Source organism: Arthrobacter sp. StoSoilB20, assembly GCF_019977295.1.
In the GTDB taxonomy this organism is placed as follows: Bacteria; Actinomycetota; Actinomycetes; order Actinomycetales; family Micrococcaceae; genus Arthrobacter; species Arthrobacter nicotinovorans_A.
This window is the reverse complement of the sequence record NZ_AP024651.1, coordinates 2,605,000-2,621,962: the sequence shown is the minus strand read 5'-3', so window position 1 is coordinate 2,621,962 and position 16,963 is coordinate 2,605,000. Positions and strand designations below refer to the sequence as shown.

The window sequence follows — 16,963 nt, the reverse complement described above, 5'->3', positions numbered from 1 at the left end:
CCGGATCAGGACGTGCGGGACGTCAACCAGATGGTGAATGCGATGATGACACCCAGGCCGGCAATCCAGACGAACAAACCTTCGGATACGGGACCAAGCGATCCAAGATCCGCTCCACCGGGAGAACCGTTGGCTTCGATGGTCGTCAGGAAGGTGATGATGTCGCGCTTGTCTTCAGGGGTGATGTTGGAGTCATTGAAGACAGGCATGTTCTGCGGGCCGGTGACCATGGCCTCGTAGATGTGCTCCGGGCTGACACCTGCAAGTGCAGGAGCGAACTTGCCTCGGGTCAAGGCACCGCCGGCAGCGGCTGCGTTGTGGCACATGGCGCAGTTCACGCGGAAGAGTTCGCCACCGTTGGCGGCATCTCCCTTGCCGTCGAGAAGGTGCTCTTCGGGAATGGCCGGTCCGGCGCCAAGGGAAGCAACGTAAGCGGACAGCTGCTTGGTCTGCTCTGCGTTGAACTGGGCGGGCTTCTGCTGGGCCTGCGGTCCACTCATCTGCATGGGCATACGACCGGTGCCAACCTGGAAGTCAACGGCTGCAGCACCCACGCCGACCAGCGAGGGGCCGTCCTGGGTTCCGGACGCACCCATGCCGTGGCAGGTGGCGCAGTTGGCGGCAAAGAGCTTGCCGCCTTCTTCTACGTCACTGGCGCTGAAGCTTGTGGTGTCGGCCTTGGCCTGATTGACAGTTGTGGCAACGGCGTAGAGCCCACCAGTGAGGAGGAGGCCCATCAACAGCAGCGCAATGGCTGCCAGTGGGTGACGTCGCTTCTGCGATAGTGCCTTCACGTGGTGGTTCCTTTATTCGATCCTGCGTCGGCTCCGCGAGCCGCTTCTTGAAATTCTGCCTCTTGTAGAAAAAGAGTCAAAGCCGGGCTTACTTGAGGACGTAGATGACCAGGAAGAGGCCGATCCACACAACGTCGACAAAGTGCCAGTAGTACGAGGTGACGATCGCCGACGTCGCTTCAAAGTGTCCGAACTTCTTGGCTGCGAATGCGCGTCCAATGATGAACAGGAAGGCGATCAGGCCGCCAATGACGTGCAGGCCGTGGAAGCCCGTCGTCATGTAGAAGGCGGAGCCGTAGGCGTTGGAGGACAGGGATACGTGCTCGGAGACGAGCATGGCGTATTCCGTGGTCTGTCCGGCCACGAAGAAGGCACCCATAATGAAGGTCAGGACAAACCATTCAGACATGCCCCAGCGGGTGAATTGGAGTGGCCGTCCGGTGCGGCGCGGCTCCAGCCGCTCGGCGGCAAAAACGCCCATCTGGCAAGTAAACGAACTTGCCACAAGGACGATCGTGTTGACGAGCGCAAACGGGAAGTTGAGCTTGGCCGTCTCCTCGGCCCACATCAGTCCGGATGTGGAGCGCAGGGTGAAGTACATGGCAAAGAGGCCGGCGAAGAACATCAACTCACTGGACAGCCAAACAACGGTTCCAACAGAAACCAGGTTGGGGCGGTTCAGCGTCGGGTGCGCCGGGGTACTGGGGGCATGGGTCGCAGATGTCACAAGGACATTATGTCTGTAAAAGTCCAGAGTTCCCAATGCAAACCACCGATTCGGGAGACTTTTTCTACAAAGACGCGAAATCGCGCGGAAAAGTTCCCGGCTGTGTTCACATTGGTCATCGGCGTGGCAGGGTCGATAGCATCAGTGGGTGACTTCTCCGGCATCGGCACCTGCAGCCAGCAATACCTGGCCAGGGCTCATCTCAGCATTGATCAATGGCGACGACCTTGCTGCGGGCAATACAGAGTGGGCCATGAACATGATCATGTCCGGGGAAGCGACTCCGGCACAGATTGCAGGCTTCCTTGTGGCCCTGAGATCCAAGGGCGAAACAGTCGAAGAACTCGCCGGCCTGGTCGAAGCCATGGTCCAGCACGCCAACCCCATTGGGATTTCCGGGGAGAAACTGGACATCGTAGGGACTGGTGGCGACCGGCTCAATACCGTCAACATCTCCACGATGGCAGCGCTTGTTGCGGCAGGTGCCGGCGCCAAGGTGGTCAAGCACGGAAACAGGGCAGCATCCTCGACCTCCGGTTCGGCCGATGTGTTGGAGGCCCTGGGCGTTCGCCTGGATCTTTCCATCGAGCAGGTCGCCCGGAACGCAGAAGAGGCAGGAATCACATTCTGCTTCGCGCAGGTTTTCCATCCTTCTTTCCGGCACACAGCTGTGCCGCGCCGCGAGTTGGCCGTACCAACGGCCTTTAACTTCTTGGGACCCTTGACCAACCCCGCGCACGTTCAGGCCTCGGCCGTCGGAGTGGCAAATGTGCGGATGGCTCCGCTGGTGGCCGGCGTGCTGGCCCGCCGGGGGAGCCGTGGACTGGTGTTCCGTGGTGATGACGGGCTCGATGAACTCACACCAACCGGGCCGTCCACTGTATGGGAAATCCGGAACGGCGTCGTCACGGAACAGGTATTTTATCCAGCCGACCTTGGCATCGGCCCTTCCACGGTTGCCGATCTGCGCGGAGGCGATGCTGCGGCGAACGCCGGAGTTGTCCGCGACATCCTTGAGGGAAAGACAGGTCCTGTGCGGGACGCCGTGCTCCTCAACGCGGCCGCGGGCTTGGTTTCCTTTGACCTGCAGGCCGAGGGGACACTCACCGAGCGCATGCGCAAGGCCTTCGCCAGTGCTGCTGAGTCGGTTGACTCCGGCAAGGCTTCCGAAGTCCTCGCACAATGGACTGAACTCAGCCGGAGTGAAGGCTAGGCAGGCGCGCGCCTACTCGAACCCGAGGGCAAACGCCGCGTCGAGGTCGTGCTGCGAATACGCCCGGAAGGCGATGTGGGTGGTGGTGTGGACCACGGAACCCACTTTGGACAGTTTGTCCGCGATAACGTCCGCCAACTCTTCGTGCTTGGTAACTCTGGCCACGGCTATGAGGTCCCATTCGCCCGTGACGGAGTAGACCTCACTGATGCCTTGGATGGCAGAGATCTGCTCGGCGGTCTCCGGGATGCGTGAGGCATCTGTTTTGATCAGGACGAAAGCGGTGATCACGTGGGGCCTTTCCGAAAATGCATCATTGCGGACTGCTTCAGCCTAGTGCATTTGCAGGTGGCAGGCCCTGTTCAGGGGCGGCGTTGCCGCGTTCGGGCCACCCTCGCCGCGAAAGCCACGATGAGCCGGTAGCCGAGCAGGAAAACCGCAAGGCTGACCAACGCGACGAGCACGAAAGGCAGCACCACCGTTTGGCCGGTCACAGCCCTGAGCAGCATTCCCACCAGTACTGTACTGACCCACACCAGGACGCCAGTCGGCCATGCGGCCAAGGGTGAGCGCCAGGCGCGGGCTGCGAGCCAGGCCAGCGCTGCTCCGGCCAGGAAGGGCCACGCTGTGGTGAAGGCGCCGGCAAGAATATCCCCGCGCGCATGCGCGTCCCTGCCAATGGCTGCGAAGACAAGGATCAACAGGACGTCTGCAATGGCCGCGGGAATCCACAGCCGTGATGGTGAGAGCATGCCTATGACATTATCCGGGCTTGCACCCGGGAGCGAAGCCGGGCCCGTTTGCGTGGTGCGGGCATTTACCCCCCTGTAAATGGTGTACGACGGCGGCTGAAGGATTTGGGGGACAGGTGCCACCTGCCGCTGTTAGCATTGCGGCACTGTGACCAAACCAACACCATCAGCCGTCCAGAAGGAGACCGTCCATGACAACCCGACTCAATCCCTACATCTCATTCCGGGATAACGCCCGGGAAGCGATCACCTTTTATGAATCCGTTTTCGGTGGCGAACTGAATATCAGCACCTTCGGCGACTACCAGGCGAGCCAGGATCCTGCCGAAGCCGACAAAGTCATGCATGCCATGTTGGAAACCCCGGGCGGATTGACCCTCATGGCGGCAGACACACCCAACGGCATGTCTTTCAATCCTGGAGACAACATCTCAGTGTCATTGAGCGGCGAAGCGTCTGACGAAGGTGAACTCCGGGGCTTCTGGGACAAGCTGGTCGACGGCGGCACTGTCACTGTTCCCCTTGAGGCGGCGCCCTGGGGCGATACGTTCGGGATGTGTATCGACAAATTCGGTATCGGCTGGCTGGTCAACATTGCCGGCACCCAGCAGGGGGAGCCGCAGACTGCATAGTGTCCGGTGGGGCAAAAATGCTTGCCCCACCCACCGCGGGGAGCCGGGCATGTTGCCGAACAGTTCATGCGGTCCGCTTCCCGCTGGGATCAAGCCGGTGGCCCATGTGTTTTGGGGTCCGAAGGACGATTGACCGGTCCATGATTTCGGCAAAGGGCAGTCGCTCTCCCAATTGCCGCTCAAGAAGGGTCATGTCTTCGACCCGGCGAAGCCACACCGTCATGATGATGGAGTACATACCGCCCGTAGTTGTGACCATCCGCACCTCTTCCAGGGTCGACAACCTCCGGGCCACTACTTCCACCTTGGTGGCGGGGACCCGCATGAAGTACCACACGTTCACTGGCCAAGGGGTGTAGGACCTGGCGACTTCCAGCCGCAAGGTCAAGCGGTTTTCGGCAACGACCGCGGCCAGGGCGTTCCTCGCCTTCGCAGGACTTATCCCAAGCGTGTTGGAAATGTCTGCAACGGGAATGCGGCCATCGAGCTTGAGAAGCAGTGCCAATTGTTTCTCGTGTTCGGCAGTGATCCCGCGGCCCGTCGATGTGGGCTCCGGGAGGTTACGTTCCAACAGCCGGGATTCCGTGTCGTGGAGTGACCGGAGCCGCCACTGCTTGGCGTCGGACAAAAGCTTGATGGCCCTGTGCGTCCGGGTGCTGCGGATCCCCTCAACGGTGCAAAGCCGTTCGAGCAGAAAGTAGCTCAGCTCGGCCTCTGTGGAGCACAGCAAGGTAACAAGCAGGTCCCTTCCCCCGGCGGTTTGGTGGATGGTCATCACCTGTGGATCGCCGGCAAGTTCTTCTGTGGCGCGGAGGATGCTGGCTGGCGCACAGTCGATCTCTACGACGGCCCCGGAGTATTTGGTCCCCAATCCAGGGTAGGACGTCACCCACGCCAATCCGGCGTCCTTCAGTGCGGTCCACCGCCTCGAAAGCGTTGCGGCATCGGCCCCGACTATAGGAGCAAGCGCTGCCCATGGGGCGCGGGGACGGATCTGCAGTGCGTGCAACAAGCGGAAATCCCGCTCGTCGAGTTCATATTCCTGCATTGACTCCCTAATTCTCGCTAGAAACGTGCATTCTGTGCGTATCTAATCATTGACTGCCTAGTTTGGGTGCGCTCAACACTCCATTCCGAAAGGCAGAAATGTCGCACCAACCCGCAACTCCGGCAGTGCAACCCCCAGCGCCGGGGGTTGGTACATCCGCCGGGCGGGTTGGACGGGCAGGCCGGACTGCGACGACGCCACATCGCGGGGATCCGCATGAGTTTCACTTGGTTGACCTGGTCCGCCGCGGGGATCTCGCCGCGTTCAGCGAACTGTATGAATCCCATCTTGCGGTGGCCGGCTATGTAGCTCGTGCGGAGACTGACAACGCCAGCGACGCGGAGGATGTGGTGGCCGAGGCGTTCGCCTCGGTACTGGAGGCTTTGCTCGCCGGCAAAGGGCCAAGGGAGTCCTTTCAGGCCTACCTGACCACTACGGTCAGGCGGATGGCCCACCGCAGGAATGTCCGCAGCAGGCGGAATGCGACCCTGGGCTACGGCAGCGCCATGGATGATCTGGTCCTGGACGACAACTCGACCATCAGGGCCTTTGAGGCTACCGTCCTGATGCGCGCATTCCGTTCCCTGCCCACGCGCTGGCAGGCCGTTCTCTGGTGCGTCGAAGTTGAAGGCCTGAAACCTGCGGCTACCGGCCGGGTGATGGAGTTGAGCCCCAACGGAGTTTCCTCATTGCTGATCAGGGCAAGGGAGGGTTTGCGCCAGGCGTACCTGCAGGAACACGTGGCACAGACTCCCGATGACCCCTGCATCGATTATTCCCGGCACTTCGGCAAATACGTGCGGAACGCAGTCCGTAAGGCCGCGCGGCAACGCATAGCCAGTCACGTGGTTGCGTGTGCCCGCTGTGCTGATGTTCTGGTTTACCTCAAAGAGATCGACGAAGCCATGAACGAGCGGCCCAAGGGTGATGCCGCGACGGTGAGCTGACGCGGGAGAAAGCAACGCATCTTGTCCCACCCTTCGTAGTTTGTTAGTATGACAGGACAAACTTCCAGAGGGGTAAAAATGCCATTGGTTCGAATCGACCTCAACGCCGGCAGGAGCCCGGAAGAGCTGGGGCAAATCAGTAGAAGCATCCATGAGGCAATACTCGCCGAGTATCGCATTCCGGAGCGCGACTACTTCCATATCGTCACCGAGCATGCGCCGGGTCAAATTTTCGCCCAGGATGCGGGGCTCGGGTTTGAGCGTTCGTCGAATGTCGTCATGATCCAGATCTTCACCCAGGAAGGCCGCAGCCGTGAGGCCAAGCAGTCCCTTTTTGCGGCCATAGCGGCGCGATTGGGTGAGGTTGGCGTTGCGGGCGAGGATGTCTTCCTTGGCTATGTCGAAAACACGGCTGGTGATTGGTCCTTCGGCTTTGGCCGCGCCCAGTACCTCACGGGGGAGCTTGCGGTTCCCGCCAAATAGCCGGCCCACCCAAGCCAGGCCGCCGGAACCATATTCCGGGGGTCGGGGGGTTTGGCCTGCGGTCACTTTATGGAGCGACCAGGTTTCGTTGTAAATATGTCAGTACAAACCTTTGACAGGACATAAAATCTGGTGCAAAGTAGTCATGTGGCCCCGCTCACTGAGGGGTGGCAAGGCATTGGGGCCCAGCGCTCAAAGGTTCAGAGCTCACAAGAGAAAGGTCAACGATCATCGTGACCCACGAACTGCTTACGATCGGGCGCATCAGCGTTGATATCTACCCGAACGACATTGGCGTCGACCTGGAGGATGTTACGTCCTTCGGCAAATACCTTGGGGGGTCACCTTCCAACGTGGCCGTCGCCGCCGCACGTCATGGTCGCCGGGCGGGAATCATCACCCGAACCGGCGATGACGCTTTCGGCAACTACCTTCACAGGGAGCTGCATAAGTTCAAGGTGGATGATTCCTTCGTCTCGCCGGTCAAGGAGTACCCCACGGCCGTCACGTTCTGTGCAATCAAGCCGCCGGAAGACTTTCCCCTCTACTTCTACGGCCGATTTCCCACGGCTCCGGACCTGCAGATCAAAGCTGATGAGCTTGATCTCCAGGCCATCCGGGATGCCGGGATTTTCTGGTCAACCGTCACAGGGCTGTGCCAGGAGCCAAGCCGCGGGGCGCACCTGGCAGCGCACCAGGCCCGCCCGCGGGCAGGACTCAAGGATGGCCAATTCACCATCCTGGATCTTGACTACCGTCCCATGTTCTGGGCCTCGGAAGAGGAGGCCCGGGCGGAGGTTTCCAAGATTCTTCCGCACGTCACCGTTGCTATCGGTAACGACAAGGAATGTGCTGTTGCCGTGGGAGAAGGCACCCCCGATGAGCAAGCCGACCGCCTGTTGGCGGCCGGCGTCGAAATTGCCGTGGTCAAGCTTGGGCCGGAGGGTGTTATGGCCAAGACGCGCACCGAACGCGTCGTTTCGGCTCCTGTCCCCGTGGAAACCCTGAACGGCCTGGGCGCAGGCGATTCCTTCGGGGGCGCTTTCTGCCATGGATTGTTGTCAGGCTGGCCGCTTTCGGAAGTCCTGGATTATGCCAATGCCTCGGGCGCGATCGTGGCATCACGCCTTTCCTGTGCCGATGCCATGCCGACGCCGGATGAAGTCACCTCGCTGCTGGCCGACCGTGGCCGGCCTGTACCCGGCACAGGTCTTTCGGCGTCCAGCCTTGCAGAAGGAGCAGTGCGATGAGCCTGAATGAGGACCCCCGCCGTTATGAACACTTGAGCCGTGTCCGGTTGGAAGATCCGGAGGCGGTAGCCCGGGCTGCGGCCACCCGACGCAGACACCCAGGCCTCAAGCACGGTAAGCAGAATTTCATCGTTGCCGCTGATCACCCGGCCCGGGGTGCCTTGGCCGTTGGTACCCAGCCTATGGCCATGGCCGATCGGCGCGATCTGTTGGATCGGCTGCAGGTTGCCCTGGCGAACCCTGCCGTTGATGGCATTTTGGCCTCACCTGACATCATGGATGACCTCCTGCTGCTCGGCGCTTTGGAGGGAAAACTCGTCTTCGGGTCCATGAACCGCGGGGGACTGGCCGGACTGGTCAATGAATTTGATGACCGCTTTACCGGGCATACCGCTGCAGCGCTGGAAGCACTCGGAGCCGATGGCGGCAAAATGCTGACACGCATCTGCCTGGGTGACCCGGACACCGTGGCCACCTTGGAAGCAACGGCCAAGGCGATCGACTCTTTGGCTGAGCGGAAGCTCATTGCCATGGTTGAGCCCTTCCTTTCGGTGCGTGATTCCCATGGCAAAGTACGTAACGACCTCCGCGCAGATGCGGTTATCAAGTCAGTGGGCATAGCAGAAGGATTGGGTTCAACCAGCGCCTATACCTGGATGAAGCTGCCTGTGGTCGATGAGATGGAACGCGTCATGGCCTCCACCACGCTGCCCACCGTGCTTTTGGGCGGGGACCCTGCGGGAACGCAGGACGAGATTTTCGCCAGTTGGCAGGCTGCCCTCGCCCTGCCAGGCGTTCAGGGGCTCACCGTTGGGCGGACACTTCTCTACCCGGCCGACGGCGACGTCGCCGGTGCCGTGGCGACGGCCGCCTCGCTGCTGAACCACAGCGGGGCAGAGGCCAGCGCCCCAGGAGATCGAGGCATATCAGACCGTATCCCAGTGAAAGTATCGGAGTAGCCAGCAATGGGTACAGCAACCCGTCGAATGACTGTGGCGCAGGCCGTAGTCGAATTCCTGTCCAAGCAATACACCGTGGATTCCATTAACGGCGTGGAGTACCGTGAGCGGCTCATTCCGGGAACGTTCGGCATTTTCGGCCACGGCAATGTGGCTGGTGTGGGCCAGGCATTGAAGCAGTACCAGGCTGCGGACCCTGGAATCATGCCTTACTACCAAGGCCGTAATGAGCAGGCCCAGGTACACCAGGCTGTCGGCTACGCCCGGCATACGCGCCGCCGCCAGACGTTCGCGATCAGCACCTCGATTGGTCCGGGGTCTTCAAACCTTTTGACCGGTGCTGCATTGGCTACCACCAACCGCCTTCCCGTGCTGTTGTTGCCGAGCGACACCTTCGCAACCCGCGCGGCAGACCCGGTTTTGCAGCAGCTCGAGCTCCCGTATGCGTACGACATCACTGTCAACGATGCCTTCCGTCCACTGTCCAGGTTCTTTGACAGGGTTTCCCGCCCGGAGCAGTTGTTTTCTGCATTCCACCACGGCCTGCGCGTCCTGACGGACCCGGCTGAGACCGGCGCAGTGACCATTTCGTTGCCGCAGGATGTCCAGGCCGAGGCGTTCGAGGTCCCTGAGGAATTCCTGTCCGAGCGCGAATGGCGGATACGCCGCCCCGAAGCGGAGGATGACGATATCAGCCGTGCGATGGAGGCTATCCGCGCCGCCAAGCGCCCGCTGATCATTGCCGGCGGTGGTGTCCTTTACGCCTACGCCAACGAGGAACTTGCCAAATTCGCCGAGTTGACGGGTATTCCCGTAGGAAACACTCAAGCCGGTGTCGGCGTCCTTCCGTGGGACCACAAACAATCTGTCGGTGCAATCGGTTCCACCGGTACGACGGCGGCCAACGCCATTGCAGCCGAGGCGGACCTCGTCATTGGCATCGGCACGCGTTACGAGGACTTCACCACCGCGTCCCGCACCGCGTTCCAGAACCCTGACGTGAAGTTCGTGAACATCAACGTGGCGCCGATCGACGCCTACAAGCACGGCACCACGCTGCCGATCGTCGCTGACGCCCGCAAGGCCCTGGTTAAGCTCAACAGTGCCCTGGGCGGTTACCGGGTCGGTGCCGATCTCGAAGAAAAAACGGCAAGCGAAAAGAAGCGCTGGAACGCAATCGTGGACGAGGCTTTCGAAACCCGGCACACGCCGTTGCCGGCCCAAAACGAAATCATCGGGGCCACCAACAACGCCATGGACGACCACGACGTAGTCATCTGCGCCGCGGGTTCGTTGCCCGGTGACCTGCACAAGATGTGGCGCGTCCGGGACCCGTTCGGGTACCACGTGGAATACGCCTATTCCTGCATGGGCTACGAGATTCCAGGCGGCCTGGGCGTCAAGCGCGCAGCGCTGGCCGAAGCTGCAGCGGGCGGCGTCGACAGGGATGTGGTGGTCATGGTGGGGGACGGTTCCTACCTGATGATGCATACCGAACTGGTTACCGCCGTCGCCGAACGCATCAAGCTGATTGTCGTGCTCATCCAGAACCACGGCTATGCCTCCATCGGTTCGCTCTCCGAGTCCCTCGGCTCGCAGCGTTTCGGCACGCAGTACCGCGTCCTGGACGCTGAGCAACACAGCTTCGACGCCGGTGAGAAGCTTCCCATCGACCTCGCCACGAACGCCGAGTCCCTCGGCGCGAAGGTCATCCGTATCGAACCGGGGGAGCACGTCATCGAAGCCCTCGGCGCCGCCATCAAGGAAGCCAAGGCTGCCCCGGAAACGGGCCCGATCGTGATCCACATTGAGTCCGATCCTCTGCTGGACGCGCCGGACTCCGAGTCATGGTGGGACGTTCCGGTCTCAGCTGTTTCTGATCTCGAATCCACCCAGCAGGCCTACCAGACCTACACCCAGCACAAGAACCGCCAGCGCAAGCTGCTCGGCTAACCGCAGCTCTTAGAGCCACAGACCATTAGGAAGTCCGCACATGTCGACGACGACCACATTGACCACCATCCACCACTTCATCAACGGCGCCGAAACCACCGGCGAAGGGGACCGCACCCAGCCGGTCTACAACCCCGCGACGGGCCAGGTATCCGCGGAACTGCGCCTGGCCAACGAGGCAGACCTGAATGCCACCGTCGCAGCGGCCCGCAAGGCAGCTGACTCTTGGGGCGACATTTCCCTGGCGAAGCGCACCGCAGTGCTGTTCAAATTCCGCGAGCTCGTCGCAGCGCACGTGGATGAGCTCGCCGAGCTGATCACCGCCGAGCACGGCAAGGTCCTCTCCGATGCCAAGGGCGAGATTGGCCGCGGCCTGGAAGTGATCGAGTTTGCCTGCGGCATCCCGCAGCTGCTCAAGGGTGACTACTCGGACCAGGTCTCCACCGGGATCGATGTCTTCTCCTTCCGCGAGCCCCTGGGCGTCGTCGCCGGCATCACGCCGTTCAACTTCCCCGTCATGGTCCCGCTGTGGATGGCACCCATGGCAATCGCCACCGGTAACGCCTTCATCCTCAAGCCCTCCGAGCGTGATCCGTCCGCCTCGATGCTTCTGGCTAAGCTGTGGAAGCAGGCAGGGCTGCCCGATGGCGTATTCCAGGTTCTTCATGGCGGCAAGGAAACCGTGGACGGATTGCTGACACACCCGGACGTGGACGGCATCTCCTTTGTCGGCTCCACCCCGATTGCCCAGTACGTTCACGAGACCGCCACCAAGCACGGCAAGCGCGTCCAAGCCCTGGGCGGGGCGAAGAACCATGCAATCGTGATGCCCGACGCCGACCTCGACAACGCCGCCGACCACCTGGCCGCTGCCGCCTTCGGTTCCGCGGGGGAGCGCTGCATGGCTATCTCAGTCGCCGTCGCCGTCGGCGATGCTGCAGACTTGATCGTCAAGAAGGTCGAAGAACGCGCCCTGGCAGTGAAGGTCAAGAACGGGACTGAACCCGACGCCGAAATGGGTCCGGTCATCACCCCGGCCTCCAAGGAACGGATCGTCAAGATCGTCACCGAAGCCGAAACCTCAGGTGCCGCCATGGTGGTGGATGGCCGCGATCTGGTAGTCCCCGGCCATGAAGACGGTTTTTGGGTGGGTCCCACGGTGATCGACCACGTGAAGACCGAAATGACCGCCTACACCGAGGAAATCTTCGGGCCGGTCCTGGTGGTGGTGCGCGTCGCCGACCTTGAAGAAGGCATCGCGCTGATCAACTCCAACCCCTACGGCAATGGAACTGCGATCTTCACCTCTTCGGGTGCGAACGCGCGGAAATTCCAGCGTTCGGTGACTGTGGGCATGGTGGGCATCAACGTGCCCCTGCCAGTCCCGGTGGCGTACCACTCCTTCGGTGGTTGGAAGAACTCCCTCTTCGGAGACAAGCACATTTACGGACCCGAAGGCGTGTCGTTCTACACCCGCGGCAAAGTCATCACCTCGCGCTGGCCTGAACCGACCCACGCCTCCGGCGCGTCCTACAACTTCCCGTCCAACTAAAAACATCCAGCCCCTCCGCCACCCCGCCGCGCAACAGCGGCAGGGACCCTGGCGGCCCGGCTCCAAGAAGAGGAAGACAACGTTGTCATGACTGATGTCGAGAACAAGCTGATCATCGGTACTGCCCCCGACTCGTGGGGTGTCTGGTTCCCGGACGATCCCCAGCAGACTCCGTGGGAGCGGTTCCTGGATGAAGTTGCCGAGTCCGGCTACAAATGGATTGAACTGGGGCCGTATGGCTATTTGCCCAATGACCCGAGCCGGCTTGCTGATGAATTGAAGCAGCGCGACCTCAAAGTCACGGCGGGTACGGTCTTCACGGCATTCCACCGTGGTGCCAAGCAATACGACGATGCGTGGGAGCCGGCCCGCAAGGTGGCCGAACTCACTGCTGCCATGGGCGGTGAACACATTGTGGTCATCCCCGCGATGTGGCGGGACGACGTCACCGGCGAAGCAGTGGAGAACGGCGAGCTCACGGACGAGCAATGGGCTGACCTGTTTGCAGGCCACAACCGCATGGGCAAGGTCCTGTTGGAGGACTTCGGACTGCACCAACAGTTCCACTCCCACGCCGACTCCCATGTTGGCGCCCAGAAGGACATTGAAACCTTGCTGGAGGCCACGGATCCCCGGTACCTGAATCTTTGCCTGGACACGGGGCACGCTGAGTACTGCGGCGCGTCCAGCCTTGAACTCATCAAGAACCACCCGGACCGCATCGGATACCTGCACCTGAAGCAGATCAATCCCGAGGTCCTGGCCGAGGTCAATGAAAAGAACATGACGTGGGCAGCGGCCAACCTGGCCGGTGTCATGACCGAGCCGCCGAACGGCTTGCCTGATTTGCGTGCTGTCATCGAAGCTGTCGAAGCCCTGGACCGTCCGATCTTTGGCATCGTGGAACAGGACATGTACCCCGTAGCCTTCGACGTACCGATGCCGATCGCCAAAAGAACCCGCAATTACCTGCTGTCCTGTGGATCCCGCACCCGCGTCCAGTAGCACGGTCAAGTAACAGCGGCCAGCAACAGCGACCGCTGACAGCGTCCAGCAACAGCCACCCAAGAAGAACTTCACGAAGGAAAATACAGTGACCAAGACTCTCCGCGTTGCCGTTATCGGTGCGGGCCGCATGGGTGCGGACCACATCAAGCGCCTCAGCACACGTATCCATGGCGCTGAAGTCGCCGCCGTCGTCGACGTCGACCTCGCACGGGCGCAGTCTGCAATTGAAGGCATTGACGGTGCCGTTGCGCTGGCCAGCGCTGAGGAGGCACTGAACAACGGCGACGTGAACGCCGTCCTGATCGCGACCCCGGGGTTCCTCCACGAGGAAATCCTCTACAAGGCTTTGGAGAAGAACTTCCCGATTCTCTGCGAGAAGCCCCTCACCCCTGACGCCGAAAGCGCCTGGAAAGTTGTCCAAGCGGAACAAGCCCTGGGCCACAAGCTCATCCAGGTCGGCTTCATGCGCCGTTTTGATGCTGAGTACTCGGCTTTGGGTGCGATGGTCCGGAACGGCGGGTTGGGGGAGTTGCTGATGCTCCACCACCAGCACCGCAACCCCAGCACGCCCGAGGGCTTCACCAACGAAATGCTCATCAACGACTCCGTGGTCCACGAGTTCGACGCGATCCGCTACTTCACGGGTGAGGAAATCACCTCTGTGCAGGTCCGTCTTGGCAAGCCCACGCGCAGTGCGCCCAACGGACAGCACGATCCCCAGCACGTGCTGCTGGAGACCGAGTCCGGTGTGTTGGCCGACGTCGAGATCTATGTCAACGCCAAGTTCGGCTACCAAGTAGCCACACAAGCCTCTTTCGAAGACGGAATCGTCAGCATCGGCGGGGACGCCGGACCCTACATCCAAACCGCGGGCAAGTGGGGCGGCAACGTCACACCAGGTTTTGAAGACCGCTTCGGGGCGGCGTACGACGTCGAGGTGCAGTCATGGGTTGACTCCGCCCTCCGCGGAGAAATCGGCGGCCCCACCGCCTGGGACGGATACGCCACCGCTGCCTGCTGTGAGGCCGGCGTGGAGGCCCAGAAGTCCGGCGAGAAGGTCAAGGTCCGCTTGAACACCAAGCCGGATCTCTACAAGTAGGGATGGACCATGAAAATTGCCCTTGATCCCACACCGTTTCACCATAGCCACGGCCTGCTGGATTTCCCGCGGGTAGCTGCCGACCTTGGCTACAAGTACCTTCAGATGACTCCCCATGCGGACCTCATTCCGTTCTACAACCACCCCAAAGCGGATGATGAGTTGGTGGCCAAGCTGAAGGCCGCGTGCAAGGACGCCGGCGTCGAAATCGCCTCCGTCCTGCCCGTTCTGCGCTGGTCCGGACCCGACGAGGACGCACGGGAAGCAGCCGTCCGCTACTGGAAGCGGGCCATCCAGATTGCAGTGGACCTCGGTGTCCAGACCATGAACACCGAATTCAGCGGCCGTCCGGAGAAAGCAGAAGAGTCCGAGCGGGCGTTTTACCGCTCCATGGAAGAGTTGCTGCCGATCATTGAACGCGAAGACATGGACGTACTCATAGATCCGCATCCTGATGACTTCGTGGAGGACGGGTTGGCGGCACTGCGCGTCATCCGGGGCGTCAACTCACCGAACATCGGCATGGTGTACGTGGCTTCGCATTCTTTCCACATGGGCAACAAGCCCCTGGAGATCATGCGGGCGGCCGGCGACAAGCTGCGCCTGGTCCACGTCTCGGACACCATGAACCACCATGCCTCCCACGGACTTCGCTACATCACCAACCCACCAGGCAACGCAGTCCGCGTCCACCAGCACCTGAAAATCGGCGACGGCGACGTGAACTGGGATGAGTTCTTTGGCGGGCTGAAGGAGATCGGCTTCCTGGACAAGGAGAACACCGTCATGGTTTCCTCAGTCTTCGCCGAGGATGAGAATGCGGAAGAAGTCTCCCTCTACCAATTGGAGACAATGAAGCAGCATATTCAAAAGGTCAGCGCGTGAGCGCTCCATTGCCTTCGGAGACCGCTGCGAAGCCGGTAAACCACCGGAGGGCACTCCGGACCGTGACGATCATCTCCACTTTTGGAGGGCTCCTCTTCGGCTACGACACCGGCGTCATCAACGGCGCCTTGCCGTACATGCAGGAGGACCTGGGCCTCACGCCCTTGACCGAAGGACTGGTGACCTCTTCACTGCTGTTTGGTGCCGCGTTTGGAGCCCTTTTGGGTGGAAGGCTCGCCGACCGGCACGGACGGCGCAGGATGATTATGGTCCTTGCCATGATCTTCCTGCTGGGAACACTTGCCTGTACTTTCGCTCCGAGCACGGAAATCATGGTGGCTGCCCGGTTCATTCTTGGCCTGGCCGTCGGTGGTGCCTCGGTTACGGTGCCGGTCTACCTTGCTGAAGTTTCTCCCAGTGCCCGCCGTGGCAGGATTGTCACCCAGAACGAGCTCATGATTGTCACTGGGCAACTGCTGGCTTTTATCTTCAATGCCTACCTGGGGAACACGTTCGGGGAAGCGGGCGGAATCTGGCGTTGGATGCTGGTGATCGCAACGCTGCCGGCGATCGCCCTTTGGGTTGGCATGAACTTCATGCCCGAGAGCCCGCGGTGGCTTGCTTCCATAGGGAACTTCGGGGAGACCCTGAGCGTCCTTCGGCGGATTCGGTCACAGGAAGAGGCCAGAGTTGAATTCGAGGACGTCAAAGCCATGGCCGTGGAGGACTACAAGTCCAAAATGGGTTCATGGAAGGACCTGGGCATTCCTTGGCTCCGCAGGATTTTCGTGGTGGGCCTTGGCTTGGCTGTGATCCAGCAAATTACCGGCGTGAACTCGATCATGTACTACGGCACCCAGATACTGGCGGAATCAGGATTTGGGCGGGAGGCTGCCCTGACGGCGAATATTGCCAACGGCGTCATCTCCGTCCTGGCAACATTTGCAGGGATCTGGCTCCTGGGGAAGGTCGGCCGGCGGAAAATGCTCATTACCGGGCAGATCGGCACTACAACTGCCCTCCTGCTCATTGGGATCTTCTCCTTGGTGCTTCCTGAAGGGACTGCGCGCGGGTTTGTCATCCTGGCCTTGACGGTCACCTTCCTCGCGTTCCAGCAGGGTGCGATTTCCCCGGTTACGTGGCTGATGCTCTCGGAAATCTTCCCCCTCAAGATCCGAGGTCTGGGCATGGGAGCTTCTGCCTTTGTTTTGTGGATAGTCAACTTCCTGGTGGGCTTTGGCTTCCCCCAGCTCCTGGCGGCTATTGGTCTTTCGAATACCTTCTTCGTCTTTGCGGTGCTCGGCGTCGCTGCCATCACCTTTGCCGCGAAGTTCATCCCGGAAACCAAGGACAAGACTCTTGAGGACCTGGAGCACTATTTCAAGAACGTCGCCGGCAAGGCATCAGTGCCGGCGGCTCCTACGGGCCCCTGAGCACAACAACCAAGTCTTCAAACAAGCCACGAAAGGGCAGCACCGCTGGGATCAGCGGTGCTGCCCTTTTTGTCGAACGAGGCCACTATTCAATGGAGTAACTGGATATTACGTGATTACATCCTAATGTCAGGACAAACTATTGACTTATGTGCCGTGGATCACCATGATCAATGTAGGCGCAATCCGGTGGCTGCAAGGTGGCAGCCCGGAGCTGAAATCAAAGGA

General features: G+C 61.0%; 17 protein-coding genes. 12 read left to right on the top strand and 5 right to left on the bottom strand.

The genetic code is table 11. From position 1 onward, the window contains the following. Window positions 1-5 precede the first annotated feature (5 nt). Both LDN85_RS11800 and LDN85_RS11795 read right to left on the bottom strand, forming a co-directional pair. The gene (locus LDN85_RS11800; protein ID WP_026540750.1) at window positions 6-794 is read right to left on the bottom strand and encodes a c-type cytochrome; all 789 of its coding nucleotides are present in this window, start codon (window positions 792-794) and stop codon (window positions 6-8) included. 88 nt (window positions 795-882) lie between these two features. Next, window positions 883-1,521, bottom strand: a complete 639-nt coding sequence (locus tag LDN85_RS11795) for a heme-copper oxidase subunit III (protein WP_035760670.1) — start codon at window positions 1,519-1,521, stop codon at window positions 883-885. 148 nt (window positions 1,522-1,669) lie between these two features. Here LDN85_RS11795 and trpD point away from each other — a divergent pair, with 148 nt between their 5' ends. After that, window positions 1,670-2,734, top strand: a complete 1,065-nt coding sequence (gene trpD, locus LDN85_RS11790) for an anthranilate phosphoribosyltransferase (RefSeq protein WP_026540748.1) — start codon at window positions 1,670-1,672, stop codon at window positions 2,732-2,734. Window positions 2,735-2,746: 12 nt separating this feature from the next. Here the strand turns inward: trpD and LDN85_RS11785 are convergent, their stop codons facing one another. Then, window positions 2,747-3,025, bottom strand: coding sequence for an Lrp/AsnC ligand binding domain-containing protein (locus LDN85_RS11785; RefSeq protein ID WP_026540747.1), 279 nt, complete (start codon window positions 3,023-3,025; stop codon window positions 2,747-2,749). A 71-nt stretch (window positions 3,026-3,096) separates the two neighbouring features. Then, window positions 3,097-3,486 carry a DUF3054 domain-containing protein gene (locus LDN85_RS11780; RefSeq protein WP_026540746.1) on the bottom strand — a complete coding sequence of 130 codons (390 nt, stop codon included), beginning with the start codon at window positions 3,484-3,486 and terminating at the stop codon, window positions 3,097-3,099. Window positions 3,487-3,677: 191 nt separating this feature from the next. Between LDN85_RS11780 and LDN85_RS11775 the strand changes: the two genes are divergently transcribed. Then, complete coding sequence (locus LDN85_RS11775) at window positions 3,678-4,118, top strand: VOC family protein (RefSeq protein WP_026540745.1); 441 nt, start codon at window positions 3,678-3,680, stop codon at window positions 4,116-4,118. A 64-nt stretch (window positions 4,119-4,182) separates the two neighbouring features. Here the strand turns inward: LDN85_RS11775 and LDN85_RS11770 are convergent, their stop codons facing one another. Next, on the bottom strand, window positions 4,183-5,166 hold the full coding sequence (locus tag LDN85_RS11770) for an Lrp/AsnC family transcriptional regulator (protein WP_091551870.1): 984 nt from the start codon (window positions 5,164-5,166) through the stop codon (window positions 4,183-4,185). Window positions 5,167-5,393: 227 nt separating this feature from the next. Here LDN85_RS11770 and LDN85_RS11765 point away from each other — a divergent pair, with 227 nt between their 5' ends. From LDN85_RS11765 to LDN85_RS11720, 10 genes are all read left to right on the top strand, one after another. Further along, window positions 5,394-6,113 carry a sigma-70 family RNA polymerase sigma factor gene (locus LDN85_RS11765; protein WP_175493421.1) on the top strand — a complete coding sequence of 240 codons (720 nt, stop codon included), beginning with the start codon at window positions 5,394-5,396 and terminating at the stop codon, window positions 6,111-6,113. Window positions 6,114-6,191: 78 nt separating this feature from the next. Then, window positions 6,192-6,596 (top strand): tautomerase family protein, encoded by a 405-nt coding sequence (locus LDN85_RS11760; RefSeq protein ID WP_026540743.1) that lies wholly within the window; start codon window positions 6,192-6,194, stop codon window positions 6,594-6,596. Between the two features lie 233 nt (window positions 6,597-6,829). Then, window positions 6,830-7,846, top strand: coding sequence for a 5-dehydro-2-deoxygluconokinase (gene iolC, locus LDN85_RS11755; protein ID WP_026540742.1), 1,017 nt, complete (start codon window positions 6,830-6,832; stop codon window positions 7,844-7,846). After that, window positions 7,843-8,805, top strand: a complete 963-nt coding sequence (locus tag LDN85_RS11750) for a deoxyribose-phosphate aldolase (RefSeq protein WP_091551865.1) — start codon at window positions 7,843-7,845, stop codon at window positions 8,803-8,805. The genes iolC and LDN85_RS11750 overlap by 4 nt, the downstream gene beginning before the upstream one ends. A gap of 6 nt (window positions 8,806-8,811) precedes the next feature. Further along, window positions 8,812-10,758, top strand: a complete 1,947-nt coding sequence (gene iolD / locus LDN85_RS11745) for a 3D-(3,5/4)-trihydroxycyclohexane-1,2-dione acylhydrolase (decyclizing) (RefSeq protein WP_223943173.1) — start codon at window positions 8,812-8,814, stop codon at window positions 10,756-10,758. Window positions 10,759-10,798: 40 nt separating this feature from the next. Further along, window positions 10,799-12,310, top strand: a complete 1,512-nt coding sequence (locus LDN85_RS11740; protein ID WP_223943172.1) for a CoA-acylating methylmalonate-semialdehyde dehydrogenase — start codon at window positions 10,799-10,801, stop codon at window positions 12,308-12,310. Window positions 12,311-12,397: 87 nt separating this feature from the next. Beyond that, window positions 12,398-13,315 carry a sugar phosphate isomerase/epimerase gene (locus tag LDN85_RS11735; protein WP_223943171.1) on the top strand — a complete coding sequence of 306 codons (918 nt, stop codon included), beginning with the start codon at window positions 12,398-12,400 and terminating at the stop codon, window positions 13,313-13,315. 88 nt (window positions 13,316-13,403) lie between these two features. Further along, entirely contained in the window at window positions 13,404-14,417 is a 1,014-nt protein-coding gene (locus LDN85_RS11730) for a Gfo/Idh/MocA family oxidoreductase (protein WP_026540737.1), read from the top strand. 9 nt (window positions 14,418-14,426) lie between these two features. Then, on the top strand, window positions 14,427-15,302 hold the full coding sequence (locus tag LDN85_RS11725) for a sugar phosphate isomerase/epimerase family protein (protein WP_223943170.1): 876 nt from the start codon (window positions 14,427-14,429) through the stop codon (window positions 15,300-15,302). After that, window positions 15,299-16,735, top strand: a complete 1,437-nt coding sequence (locus LDN85_RS11720; protein WP_223943169.1) for a sugar porter family MFS transporter — start codon at window positions 15,299-15,301, stop codon at window positions 16,733-16,735. The genes LDN85_RS11725 and LDN85_RS11720 overlap by 4 nt, the downstream gene beginning before the upstream one ends. The last annotated feature ends 228 nt before the right edge of the window (window positions 16,736-16,963 follow it).

Coding starts and splice junctions, on each gene's coding strand:
- LDN85_RS11780 (WP_026540746.1), bottom strand. CDS start 3,486: ATGCTCTCACCATCACGGCTGTGGATTCCCGCGGCCATTGCAGACGTC.
- LDN85_RS11775 (WP_026540745.1), top strand. CDS start 3,678: ATGACAACCCGACTCAATCCCTACATCTCATTCCGGGATAACGCCCGG.
- LDN85_RS11770 (WP_091551870.1), bottom strand. CDS start 5,166: ATGCAGGAATATGAACTCGACGAGCGGGATTTCCGCTTGTTGCACGCA.
- LDN85_RS11760 (WP_026540743.1), top strand. CDS start 6,192: ATGCCATTGGTTCGAATCGACCTCAACGCCGGCAGGAGCCCGGAAGAG.
- LDN85_RS11750 (WP_091551865.1), top strand. CDS start 7,843: ATGAGCCTGAATGAGGACCCCCGCCGTTATGAACACTTGAGCCGTGTC.
- iolD (WP_223943173.1), top strand. CDS start 8,812: ATGGGTACAGCAACCCGTCGAATGACTGTGGCGCAGGCCGTAGTCGAA.
- LDN85_RS11740 (WP_223943172.1), top strand. CDS start 10,799: ATGTCGACGACGACCACATTGACCACCATCCACCACTTCATCAACGGC.
- LDN85_RS11735 (WP_223943171.1), top strand. CDS start 12,398: ATGACTGATGTCGAGAACAAGCTGATCATCGGTACTGCCCCCGACTCG.
- LDN85_RS11725 (WP_223943170.1), top strand. CDS start 14,427: ATGAAAATTGCCCTTGATCCCACACCGTTTCACCATAGCCACGGCCTG.